The sequence below is a fragment of the Tsukamurella sp. PLM1 genome, assembly GCF_023168325.1.
In the GTDB taxonomy this organism is placed as follows: Bacteria; Actinomycetota; Actinomycetes; order Mycobacteriales; family Mycobacteriaceae; genus Tsukamurella.
The window spans coordinates 3076750-3089000 of record NZ_AP025688.1 but is presented as its reverse complement, the minus strand read 5'-3'; the positions used below and the strand labels follow the sequence as shown (position 1 = coordinate 3089000).

5 protein-coding genes and 6 pseudogenes are annotated in these 12251 nt (G+C 70.7%); 4 read left to right on the top strand and 7 right to left on the bottom strand.

Annotated elements, in window-relative coordinates; all coding sequences use genetic code 11:
* Positions 1-91 precede the first annotated feature (91 nt).
* The 3 pseudogenes from hutU to hutG all read left to right on the top strand — a co-directional run bounded on the left by hutU (position 92) and on the right by hutG (position 3863).
* Positions 92-1758: pseudogene (gene hutU, locus MTP03_RS15820) on the top strand (urocanate hydratase).
* Positions 1758-2935: pseudogene (hutI, locus tag MTP03_RS15815) on the top strand (imidazolonepropionase). Before hutU ends, hutI begins: the two co-directional pseudogenes overlap by 1 nt.
* Positions 2932-3863, top strand: a pseudogene (hutG, locus tag MTP03_RS15810) (formimidoylglutamase). Before hutI ends, hutG begins: the two co-directional pseudogenes overlap by 4 nt.
* A 376-nt stretch (positions 3864-4239) precedes the next feature.
* Here hutG and hutH read toward each other — a convergent pair.
* The 3 genes and pseudogenes from hutH to MTP03_RS15795 form a co-directional block, all read right to left on the bottom strand.
* Positions 4240-5775, bottom strand: a complete 1536-nt coding sequence (gene hutH / locus MTP03_RS15805) for a histidine ammonia-lyase (RefSeq protein ID WP_248489057.1) — start codon at positions 5773-5775, stop codon at positions 4240-4242.
* Positions 5775-7149: pseudogene (locus tag MTP03_RS15800) on the bottom strand (amino acid permease). The gene hutH and the pseudogene MTP03_RS15800 overlap by 1 nt, the downstream one beginning before the upstream one ends.
* Positions 7150-7264: 115 nt before the next feature.
* Positions 7265-7918 carry an amino acid-binding protein gene (locus MTP03_RS15795; RefSeq protein WP_248489056.1) on the bottom strand — a complete coding sequence of 218 codons (654 nt, stop codon included), beginning with the start codon at positions 7916-7918 and terminating at the stop codon, positions 7265-7267.
* Positions 7919-8037: 119 nt separating this feature from the next.
* On the opposite strand from MTP03_RS15795, the gene MTP03_RS15790 reads away from it, so the two are divergent.
* The gene (locus MTP03_RS15790; protein WP_248489055.1) at positions 8038-8640 is read left to right on the top strand and encodes an antibiotic biosynthesis monooxygenase; all 603 of its coding nucleotides are present in this window, start codon (positions 8038-8040) and stop codon (positions 8638-8640) included.
* 186 nt (positions 8641-8826) lie between these two features.
* Here the strand turns inward: MTP03_RS15790 and MTP03_RS15785 are convergent, their stop codons facing one another.
* The 4 genes and pseudogenes from MTP03_RS15785 to MTP03_RS15770 all read right to left on the bottom strand — a co-directional run bounded on the left by MTP03_RS15785 (position 8827) and on the right by MTP03_RS15770 (position 12220).
* Complete coding sequence (locus MTP03_RS15785; protein ID WP_248489054.1) at positions 8827-9516, bottom strand: transporter; 690 nt, start codon at positions 9514-9516, stop codon at positions 8827-8829.
* Between the two features lie 45 nt (positions 9517-9561).
* Positions 9562-10531 (bottom strand): annotated as a pseudogene (locus MTP03_RS15780) (NAD(P)H-dependent flavin oxidoreductase).
* Positions 10531-11837, bottom strand: a pseudogene (locus MTP03_RS15775) (NAD(P)/FAD-dependent oxidoreductase). The pseudogenes MTP03_RS15780 and MTP03_RS15775 overlap by 1 nt, the downstream one beginning before the upstream one ends.
* Positions 11834-12220 (bottom strand): hotdog domain-containing protein, encoded by a 387-nt coding sequence (locus MTP03_RS15770; RefSeq protein WP_248489053.1) that lies wholly within the window; start codon positions 12218-12220, stop codon positions 11834-11836. Before MTP03_RS15770 ends, MTP03_RS15775 begins: the two are co-directional and overlap by 4 nt.
* Between the last annotated feature and the right edge of the window lie 31 nt (positions 12221-12251).

Sequence of the window (12251 nt, the reverse complement as noted above, 5' to 3'; positions counted from 1 at the left end):
GACATGTGCGAGACGCGCCTGGCCGGGGGAGGTCCGCGCCGTGTGTCATGGATCACGACAGCACTTCCGTCCCCTCGAGAGGACTCGCCCCATGACCCACGACTTCTCCGCCGGCGCCCGCCCCGTGCGCGCCCCGCACGGCCTCGAGCTCGCCTGCCGCGGTTGGCAGCAGGAGGGCGCGATGCGCATGCTCATGAACAACCTCGACCCCGAGGTGGCGGAGCGCCCGGATGATCTCGTGGTCTACGGCGGCACCGGCCGCGCCGCCCGCAGTTGGGCCGCCTTCGACGCCATCGTGCGCACGCTGAAGACGCTCGCCGACGACGAGACCCTGCTCGTCCAGTCCGGCAAGCCCGTCGGCGTGTTCCGCACCAACGAGTGGGCGCCGCGCGTGCTGCTCGCCAACTCGAACCTGGTGGGCGACTGGGCGAACTGGGAGCACTTCCGCCACCTCGAGGCCGAGGGCCTGATGATGTACGGCCAGATGACCGCGGGCTCGTGGATCTACATCGGCAGCCAGGGCATTCTTCAGGGCACCTACGAGACCTTCGGCGCCGTCGCGAAGAAGCGTTTCGGCGGCACGCTCGCCGGCACCATCACCCTGACCGCCGGCGTCGGCGGCATGGGCGGCGCGCAGCCCTCGCGGTCACCATGAACGACGGTGTCGCGATCTGCGTCGACGTCGACGAGTCGCGCATCGACCGCCGCATCGCGCACGGCTACCTCGACACCAAGGCCGCCACCCTCGACGAGGCGCTGGAGCTGGCGATCGCCAAGCGCGACGCCCGCGAACCGCTCTCGATCGGCCTGGTGGGCAATGCCGCCGAGGTCTTCCCGGAGCTGCTGGAGCGCAAGGCCCCGATCGACATCGTCACCGACCAGACCTCGGCGCACGACCCGCTGTCCTACCTGCCCGTCGGCATCGCCGTCGAGGACTGGCAGAAGATGGCCGAGAAGGACGCCGTGTACTTCACCGAGGAGGCGCAGAAGTCGATGGCCGCGCATGTGAAGGCCATGGTCGAGTTCCAGGACGCGGGCGCCGAGGTCTTCGACTACGGCAACTCGATCCGCGACGAGGCCCGCAAGGGCGGCTACGAGCGGGCCTTCGAGTTCCCCGGCTTCGTGCCCGCCTACATCCGCCCGCTGTTCGAGGAGGGCCTCGGACCGTTCCGCTGGGCCGCGCTCTCCGGCGACCCGGAGGACATCGCCAAGACCGACAGGGCGATCCTCGAGCTCTTCCCCGAGAACGAGCACCTCAAGCGGTGGATCACGATGGCCGGCGAGAAGGTGCACTTCGAGGGCCTGCCCGCGCGCATCTGCTGGCTCGGCTACGGCGAGCGGCACCGCGCGGGCCTGAAGTTCAACGAGATGGTGGCGAACGGCGAGATCGGCCCGCTGGCGATCGGCCGCGACCACCTCGACTCCGGCTCCGTCGCCTCGCCCTACCGCGAGACCGAGGCGATGGCCGACGGCACCGACGCCGTGGCCGACTGGCCGCTGCTCAACGCGCTGGTCAACACCTCGTCCGGCGCGTCGTGGGTGTCCATCCACCACGGCGGCGGCGTCGGCATGGGCCGCTCGATCCACGCCGGTCAGGTGTGCATCGCCGACGGCACCGAGCTCGCCGCGCAGAAGCTGGAGCGCGTGCTCACCAACGACCCGGGCATGGGCGTGATCCGTCACGCCGACGCCGGCTACGAGTACGCGAACCAGGTCGCCCGCGAGCGCGGCGTCCGCATCCCCATGCAGGAGAACTGATGTCGGCCGGCTGGACCCTGATCGACGGCATCGGCTCGCTCGTCACCAACGATCCCGAGGCGGGGGAGGGGCGGCTCGGGCTGATCCGCGACGCGGCCGTCGTCATCGGCGACGGTGCCGTCCAGTGGGTCGGCCCGTCGGCCCGCGTGCCCGACGGTGCCGCCGGCACGCGCATCGACGTCGAGGGGCGCGCGGTGCTCCCGGGATTCGTGGACAGTCACTCGCACACCGTCTTCGGCGGCGACCGGGCGGAGGAGTTCGCGGCCCGGATGACCGGTGCCGCGTACGGCGCCGGCGGCATCCGGACCACGATCGCCGCGACCCGTGCCGCCTCCGACGAGGCGCTGTCGGCCAACGCCGCCCGGCTCGCGGCCGAGGCGCGGGCGCAGGGCACGACCACGCTGGAGATCAAGACCGGGTACGGCCAGACGGTGCGCGACGAGTCCCGCAGCCTGGACGTGGCGGCGGGCGTCTCCGACGAGGTGACGCTGCTCGCCGCGCACGTCGCGCCGCCCGAATACGCGGGGCGGCAGGACGATTACGTCGCGATGGTCGTCGATGAGATGATCCCGGCGTGCGCGCCGCGGGCGACGTGGATCGACGTCTTCTGCGAGGAGGGCGCCTTCACGGAGGAGCAGTCCCGCGCGGTGCTCACGGCCGGCATGGCCGCGGGCCTCGTGCCGCGCGTGCACGGCAACCAGCTCTCCTACGGTGCGGGCGTGCGCCTCGCCGTGGAGTTGGGCGCCGCCTCGGTCGACCACGTCACCTACACCACCGACGCCGACGTCGAGGCCCTCGCGGGCGGGAGCACCGTCGCCACGCTGCTGCCGGGCGCCGACTTCAGCACCCGCAACAAGTACCCCGACGCGCGGGCGCTGCTCGACGCTGGCGTCACCGTGGCCCGGCGGCCGACTGCAACCCCGGCACGAGCTACACCACCAGCATCCCGTTCTGCATCGCGCTCGCGGTGCGGGAGATGCACATGAGTCCCGACGAGGCGGTGTGGGCCGCCACGGCGGGCGGAGCGGCTGCGTTGCGGCGCACCGACATCGGCGCGCTGCGCGTCGGCATGCGCGCGGACCTGACGGTGCTCGAGGCCCCGTCGCACCTGCACCTGGCGTACCGGCCGGGCGTGCCGCTGGTCTCGCGCGTGTTCACAGCCGGGGTGCAGCGATGACGGACCGGGCACCGTCGGCCTGGACGGGACGCGACGACGGGCCCGGCCCGGAGCACCTCCGCTGGTACTCGGCGATGGCCTCCGGCCCGGTCGCCGGTGCGACGGCACTCATCGGCTTCGCGAGCGATGCCGGGGTGGTGCGCAACCTCGGCCGGCCGGGCGCCGCAGCGGGGCCGGCAGCCCTGCGGGGTGCACTCGGGACTCTCGCGCTCGCAGGCGATCTCGACGTCACGGACCTCGGCGACGTGGTGGTGACGGGCGACGGCGACCTCGAGACGGGGCAGGAGCGCCTCGGCGCGGCGGTCACGTCCGTGCTCGACGACGGTGGTCTGCCCGTGGTGCTGGGGGAGGCCACGAGGTGGCCTACGGCAGCTACCTGGGCATCGCGAACTCCCGCGTGGTCGCCGACGGTGCGCGCTTCGGTGTGCTGAACCTGGACGCGCACTTCGATCTTCGTGCCGCGCCGCGCCCCAGTTCCGGGACCCCGTTCCGGCAGATGGCCCTCGCCGAGGACGCCGCGGGGCGGCGCCTCGACTACGCCGTCGTGGGGATCTCGCAGCCGGGCAACACCCGCGCGCTCTTCGACGAGGCCGAGCGCTGGGGCGTGCGGTACCTGCTCGACGACGAGTGCGGCGTGCTGTCGATGTCCGCGGTCGAGCGGTTCGTGCAGGACTTCCTTGCCGGCGTCGACGCGCTGTACCTCACCATCGATCTCGACGTGCTGCCCGCCGCCGTCGCGCCCGGCGTCTCCGCGCCCGCGGGCCTGGGCGTACCGCTCGAGGTGATCTCGCGGGTGTGCGACATCGTCGCGGCCAGCGGCAAGCTGCGAATGCTCGACGTTGCGGAGCTCAATCCGTCGCTCGACGTCGACAACCGCACCGCCCGCACCGCCGCGCGCCTCATCCACCGCATCGTCACCCGCCGCTGAGCGCTGGCGGTGCAGCTCGGACGGCGAAGAGGTGTTCTCCGAATAGCTATGCGTCCCGTGCATAGCTCGAAGACTGCAGGTCAGAGGTAATTCTGATGAGCGGGGTCATGCGCCCGGCGCATGACCCCGCCTCGAACTCGCCCGCCGCTCGCGCACCGGAGGACCGCCAGGCGAGTCGTGTGGAGTTCTCAACAGAGGGCAGGGTATGCGTTTCGCGCATTGCTCTCAGTCGTGAAACAGTCGTCTACCTGCTGAAACAGGGGTATGCGCCCAACGCATTGCCTCCGCGCGACTACATGTCCGCGGGAAAGCCCGCGCGGACCTCTCCGTTCGCACCCGCGGGACGCACACGCATGCGCCCCGCGGCAACGGCGCATCAGCCGAGCTCGCCCGCGACCTGCTCCGCGGCGGCCACCAGCGCACCGGACGCGGCGAGCTCGACCACGGCCTCGATCTCGGGCGCCAGGAAGCGGTCGGTGCCGGGGCCCTCGACGCGGCTGCGGATGAGGTCGCGGACCGCGCCGGTCGCGGCGGCCGGCTGCAGCGGCGCGCGCAGGTCGATCGCGCGCGCCGCGGTGAGCGCCTCGATCGCCAGCACTCGGGTGAGGCCGTCGATCGCGCGGCGCAGCTTGCGCGCCCCGGACCAGCCCATCGAGACGTGGTCCTCCTGCATCGCCGAGGAGGGGATCGAGTCCACCGACGACGGTGCCGCGAGCCGCTTGAGCTCGGACACGATCGCGGCCTGCGTGTACTGGGCGATCATGTGGCCCGAATCGACGCCCGGGTCGTCCGCGAGGAACGGGTTGAGGCCGTGGTTGCGGGCCTTGTCCAGGAACCGGTCCGTGCGCCGCTCGCTCATGGAGGCGACGTCCGCGGCGACGATGGCGAGGAAGTCGAGCACGTACGCCACGGGCGCGCCGTGGAAGTTGCCGTTCGACTCGACACGCCCGTCGAGCGTGATGACGGGGTTGTCCACGGCGGCGGCGAGCTCGTACCCGGCCACGGTCTCTGCGTGAACGACGGTGTCGCGCGCGGCGCCGGTGACGATCGGGGCGCAGCGCAGCGAATAGGCGTCCTGCACCACGGTGGTGTCCTCGCGGTGGCTCGCGACGATCGGCGAACCGTCCAGCAGGCGGGTCATGTTCGCGGCGGCGACGGCCTGCCCGGGCTGCGGGCGCAGCGCCTGCAGGTCCGCGGCGAACACGCGGTTCGTGCCCATCAGGCCCTCGACGCTCATCGCCGCGGTCACATCGGCGAGCTTGAGCAGGCCGCGCAGATCGTGGCACGCCATCACGAGCATGCCGAGCATCCCGTCGGTGCCGTTGATGAGGGCGAGGCCCTCCTTCTCCTCCAGCACGACGGGCTCGATGCCGGCGGCGGCCAGGGCCTCCGCGGCAGGGGCGAGCGCACCGTCGGCCGTGCGGACCGTGCCCTCACCGATCACGGCGAGCGCGCAGTGCGCCAGTGGCGCGAGATCGCCCGAGCAGCCCAGGCTCCCGTACTCGTGCACGACCGGCGTGATGCCGGCGGTGAGCAGCCCGGCGTAGGCCTGCGCGACCTCGGGGCGGACGCCGGTGCGGCCGGTGGCCAGCGTCGACAGGCGCAACAGCATGAGGCCGCGGATCACCTCGCGCTCGACCTCGGGCCCGGAGCCGGCCGCGTGCGAGCGGATCAGGCTGCGCTGCAACTGCTTGCGCAGCTCCGTCGGGATGTGCCGCGTGGCGAGCGCACCGAAGCCGGTGGACACGCCGTACACGGGCTCGGGGCTGTCGGCGAGGGCGCGGATGTGCGCGCGGGTCGCGGCCATGGCGTCCAGCGACTCCTGCGACAGTGCCACGGCGGCGCCCTCGCGGGCGACGCGCAGCACGTCCTCGGGGCTGACGGGGCCGATGCCGACGGTGACGGTGGTCATCAGATCTTCTCCAGTTCGATCTTCGGGGTGCGAGGGAGGAAGCGGAACGCGACGGCCAGGACGACCAGCCAGACGGCTCCGACGTAGAGGGCCACCCGGGTGTCCGAGTGGAAGCCGAGGAGGACGGTGACGAATACCAGGAAGGCCATCGTGATCAGCTGGCCGCACGGCCACAGCGGAACCGGGAACTTCAGTCCGGCCTCCTGCTCGGGCGTCATCGAGCGACGCGACTTGAACTGCGCGGCCAGGATCATCAGCCACACGAAGATGGTGGCGAAGGTGGCGATCGAGGCGATCACCGCGAACACGTTCTCGGGGATCAGCCAGTTCAACACGACGCCCACGAGGAGCGCGCCGGCCATGATGACGACGGTCAAGTAGGGGACTCCGTTCCGCGAGACCTTGGTCAGGGCCTGCGGTGCCTGTCCGCGCTCGGCCATGCCGTACAGCATGCGGCCCGCGCCGAACACATCGCTGTTGATCGCGGAAAGTGCCGCGGTGATCACGACGACGTTGAGCACGGCCGCCGCCGGCCCGACGCCCAGCGCCTCGAAGATCTGCACGAACGGGCTGCGGTCCTTGCTGATCTCGTTCCACGGGATGATCGCCATGATCACCGCGAGGGTGAGCACGTAGAACAGCAGGATCCGGACCGGGACCGTGTTCACGGCGCGGGGAATCGTCTTCTCGGGGTCCTGGCCTCGCCGGCGGTGATGCCGATGATCTCGCTGCCGCCGAACGCGAAGATGACGATGGCGAAACAGCCGAGGAATCCGCCGATCCCGGTGGCGAAGAAGCCGTCGTGCGACCAGAGGTTGGACACGCCCTGCGCGGTGTCGTGCAGTCCGAAGCCGAACATCAGGACCGCGACACCGCCCGCGATCATCGCGATGATCGCCGCGATTTTGACCAGAGTGAACCAGAACTCGAGCTCGCCGAAAGTCTTGACGCCCACCAGGTTCACGGCGGCGATGAAGAAGATGATCGACAGCACCCAGATCCACCGCGGCACGTCGGGGAACCAGAAGCCCATGTACACGCCGAAGGCGGTGCGTCGGCGAGCGCGACCACGATCATCTCGAAGATGTAGGTCCACCCCGTCATGAAGCCGGCGAGCGGTCCGAGGTTCGCGGAGGCGAATTCGCCGAACGATCCGGCGACGGGGTTACGGACCGCGAGCTCGCCGAGCGCGCGGAGCAACACGTAGATCGCGGCGCCGCCGATGAGGTAGGCGACGAGGACCGCGGGACCGGCGGACTGAATGGCCTGCGACGAGCCGTAGAACAGCCCGGTGCCGATCGCGGAGCCCAGCGCGATGAACCGGATGTGGCGCGCAGTCAGGCCGCGGACCAGAGTGGAGCCGAGATCGCTCACGGGGACTCCTTGAACGGGTGGGGGGACAATGTGTGGCGAATCACACCCGCATATGTATATCGCTGTCTATACAAATGCGCAAGGCGGCGTCCGATCGAATGCGGCGAAGCGGGAGCTAGCGGACGAGCACCGTCGCCACGATGCCCGCGAGGTAGCCGAGGCGGGCCACCTCGGACGGGCGGAAGTCCGGGCCGCCGGGGCGCCCCACGAGCACGACCTTGCCGATGGCGCCGAGCGGCGCGGCTGCGAGCTTGGTGTCCATGTCCTGCCACGCCTGAGGCACCCAGTCGGCCTCCGCATCGAGGTCGACGGGGCCACTCAGCGGCAGGAAGTCCGTGTGCACCGGCGGCGTCTCCGGCAGGCCCGACGAGCCGAACACGGGCCACGCGGTGTCCGGCGCGTTCGACAGCACGGCGCACCACCCCACGCGCAGGACGCGCGGAATCTGATCGACCAGCATCTGCAGTTGGTCGTGCCCCGCGGCGGCGACGTGGTCGATCAGCTCCAGCTCGCGATGGGTATCCAGCACGTCCGCGTACGGGCGGATCGCATCCACCGTGATCCCGTCCAGGGCCTCGGCGGCGGTGATCAGAGTGTCGGGAAGCGACTGCGGGCCGAGGTCGACCACGATGTCGTCCACCGCGAAACCGTCACCGCGCTCCACGACGTCCAGCGAGAGGATGTCGGCGCCCACCGAGCCGAGGGCCACGGCCAGCGAGCCAAGGCTACCGGGACGGTCGGTGAGGCGGACACGAAGTAGGTAGGACACCTGACGATTGTGGCATCCGGTCCCGGGCACCGCAGGTCGGTGTGGCCGGGCGCGGCGGGTCGGCAAGATCACACCTGCTCGGGTTGGTGCCGGATGCGGGTGGCCCCGACACTGTGGGTATGCCCACCGACACCCATGCGGAGGCGCCCGAGGCCCACAAGGCCGCGCTCACCTCCGTCGCCCGCCGCATCGCGCCCGGCCGCGAACACGACTTCATCGCCTGGACCGATGCGGGCATCGCGCTCGCCCGGACGTACCCCGGCTTCCTCGGCGGCGGCTGGGTCCGATCCGTCGACGAGCCCGACGTGTACTTCGTGATCTACCGCTTCGCCTCGGACGACGAGCTCGCCGGCTGGCAGCGCTCGCGGGTGCGCAAGCACTGGCTGGAGCGCTGCGCGGGCCTCGCGGTCGAGACCGCGACGCACCGTCTGTCCGGGATCGAGGGCTGGTTCGGCCCGCAGTCCGACGGTGCCGGCGTCACCGCCTCGCCGGTGGTCGCGGTCCCGCCGCGGTGGAAACAGGCCGTGGCCATCTGGCTGGGCTTCTTCCCCCTGTCGCTGCTGATCAACTTCCTGGTGCTGCCCCACCTGCCCCTGCCGTCGGACGGCTGGGGGCTCGTGGCCCGCACCCTGATCGCCACGCTCATCAACACCCCGCTCATGGTCTTCCTGGTGCTGCCGTGGGTGACCGCGCGCATCAAGCCGTGGCTGGAGCGCCGCTGACCGCCTGCGCGTCCAGCGAGCGGTTCGCCGTGGACAGCGACGGTGAACCGCCCGGGATGGTGTTCGGGAACCCAATCCTTGGTTCGCGCCCACACGCGGTAGGTGCCGCGCTCCGTGACCTCGACCGTCGTGGTGGCATCGGCGACCGGTGTACCCAGGCCGTGCGCGAGCAGGTAGGACTGCCGGTCATGCAGCGGTCCGCGCGTCGGTCACCTGCGCGGCCACGCGCTTGTTGTAGGCGTCGAAGGCGGTGTAGGCGCGGTAGTAGGTGAACATCTGCAGGCCCCAGGCCGCGAGGGCGAGGGTGTAGAAGAGCGGGCGGTCCAGCATGTCCGCCTCGGGAATCGGGAAGAAGTCGTAGGTGATCGCGATGAACGAGCCGCACGCCGTCGCCACGCCGGCCCAGATCGCATGCTTCTGCTCGCCGATCTGCCACAGGCGCGCGCAGAAGTAGATCAGGAAGCACGCGGTGAGCAGGTTGGCGGCGAGCAGGAAGATCTCCGCCGCGAGTTTGAACGAGGACTCCTGGTAGCCGACGAAGACGAGCCCGCCGACCCCGGCCACCGCGAACGCCCCGATCTCCACGGCGAGCGACGGCTTGTAGCGGTGTGTCACCTGCAGCAGGCCGAGGACCAGGATGAGCGTGATGCCGAACGACCGCGAGAACGCATCCAGGAACGCTGCGGCCGTGTACATCGGGCTGTCGTGGCCGGCCTTGATCGCGGCGAACACCATGAAGTTGGTGCACGACGTCGCGACGACGATCCATTCGAGGCCGAGGAGGTAGTTGTGGTGTCTCCGGAGGAACTTGATGCCGTACGTGTAACCGACGGCGATCGCCCAGACGACGGCGATCATGAACAGGATCTCGATCATGGTGACTCTCCTTGGATTAATGAGGGATGGGCGCGGGCCGGGCTGCTACGAGGCCGGGCAGTTGTCGGCGACGATGGAATGCGCCTCGGCGACGATGGTCCGGATCACGGTGGCGCAGTCCGTGACCTCGTCGATGAGCCCCTGGCCTGGCTCGCCCACCACATGCCGCCCTCGACGTCGCCGTCGCCGTACACGTTCGCGCGGGCCCTCGCGCCGTTCGCGAGGTGCGCGACGTCGTCGAACGTCGCGTCGGCGCGACTGCTGATCTCGGCGATGGCTTCGGACACCGAGTTCTTGGCCACCCGCGCGGTATTACGGAACTCGCGGAACACGATCCGCGTATCCAGCTCGCTGTTCGCGACGATCCGCTGCTTGACGTTCGGATGGATCGGCGCCTCGTCGGTCGCCATGAACCGCGTGCCCATGTTGACCGCGTCCGCGCCCAGAGCGAGCGCGGCGACCAGTCCGGCGCCGGTGGCGATGCCGCCGCTCGCGATGAGCGGGATGTCGATCGCCTTGGCGGCCGCCGGAATGAGCACGAGGCCCGGGACGTCGTCGTCGCCGGGATGGCCGGCGCACTCGAATCCGTCGATGCTGACGGCGTCCACGCCGAGCTCGGCGGCCTTGCGGGCGTGCCGCACGCTCACGGCCTTGTGGATCACCTTGACGCCGGCCGCATGGAACGACGGTAGGTGCGGGGCGGGATTGCCGCCCGCCGTCTCCACCACGGTGATGCCGTTGTCGATGATGACGTCGCGGTACTCGTCGTAGGGAACCGGATTGATCGTCGGGAGGATGGTGAGGTTGACGCCGAACGGCTTGTCCGTGATCTCGCGGCACCGTGCGATCTCCGGGCCAGGGCCTGCGGAGTGGGCTGGGTGAGCGCGGTCAGGAATCCGAGTGCGCCGGCATCGGCGACGGCGCCGATGAGGTCGGCCGTTCCGACGGCAGTCATACCGCCGCAGACGAGGGGATGCTCGATGCCGAAGGTCTCGGTGAAGCGGGTGGTGAACATCAGCGGGTCCGATCTGTGAGTGCGGAGACTCGATCGAGGGCGCGGTCAGCGAGCCACCCGGCGTACAGCGCGGGGCCGCTGACCACGCTGGGCCAGAAGCGCTTACGGCCGTGCCAGATCGCCTCGAGGTCCGCGTGGCGTGGCGCGCCGCCGACATGGTCGGCCAGGAGGTGGCCGACGTACTGGGCCTGGGCGAAGCCGTGACCGTTGCAGGCCTGGGCGTACAGGACGTTGTCCGAGGCCTCGCCGGCCGCGGGCATCCACGTTCCGCTCATGGAGATCCACCCGCCCCACACGCGTTGGAATCCGACGTCGCGCAGGCCGGGGAACCGCTCGCGGAAGCCGCGGACCAGATCCTCGGCGACAGCCGGCGAGGGGGCGCGTTCAGGTAGGGGTTGTGCCCGGCCTCGACTCGACGGGTGCCGAAGACGATCGTGCCGCGCGGCGTCACCCGGTGGTTCTCGAGGATCATGTGCAGCGAGACCATGGGCGCACGGCTGGTCCAGCCGATCGCGTCGAGGCGCTCGGGCGCGATCGGCTCGGTCTCGAGCAGGCACGTGTACGTGGGGGTCGCGAGGTTCTTCGGGGCGATCGAGAACGCACCGTTGTCGGCATTGGTCATCAGGAGTGCACGCTGTGCGTGGACGGTTCCGCCGGGCGTCTCGACGGTGACGCCGTCCCCGGTGTCCGTGACGTCCCGGGCGGGCGTGTACTCGTACACGCGAACCCCGGCGGCGATGGTCGCCTCCCGGAGCCCGAGGACGAACTCGCCGGGGTTGAGGGTGCCGCCCACCCGTTCGCGCACCCCGCCGAGGAAACCCTGGGGGAGCCCCGCTTCGCGGCCGTCGACGAACTCGGCCGCCGCCCCGTTCTTCTGGAGTACCTTCGCGATCCGGCGCGCCCGGCGGAGCTGGCCGTTGGTCACGGCGGCCATCACGATGCCGGTCTTGACGTGCCCGCAGTCGATGGCGTGCTTCTCGATGGTCTCCTCGGCGAAATGCACGGCGTTCTCCGCGTACCGGTACAGCGCACGCAGGCGGTCCGGCTTGACGAGGAGGCCGAGCATCTCGGGATCGGCGGCGATCGAGTTGGTGATGTAGCCGGCGTTGCGGCCGCTGGCGCCCGCGCCCAGGGTACGGGCTTCGAGGAGCACCACATCGGCGCCCTTCTCCGCCAGGCGGATCGCGGCGGCCATGCCGCCTCCACCACCGCCGATCACGACGACGTCGCAGCGCACGTCGCCGGTGAGACGGGCTTCGACGGTGGTCGGCGGTGCGGCCCACCCGGTGTCGTACAGGACCTTCACCGCGCCGCCTCCTTGGGGAGCACGCCGGTACCGCGGGCGCGGACGGCCACGATCGGCGGATCGAGCACCCGGGAACGGCCGGTGTCGCCGTCGGCACGGCACATCACGCGCAGCTCGAAGTCGATGGTCCGGCTGCGGGTGCCCTTCTCCGCGAGCACGGCCTGCGCCTCGACGATGTCGCCGCCGCGGATCGGGGCGAGGAACTCGACCGAGGAGTAGCCGGCGAACAGGCCCTCGTGGCCGTCCACCTCGATCCCCAGGTCGGTACCGGCGTCGCCGAACAGCTTGAGTGCGAAGGCACCGTCGACGAGATTGCCGGCGTAGTGCGCGTCGGAGAAGGCGACGTACCGCCGGTGGACGACGGTCGGGTGGTCGGTGGTCATGGTGGGCTCCTGTCGATGCGGCGTGGGGCTT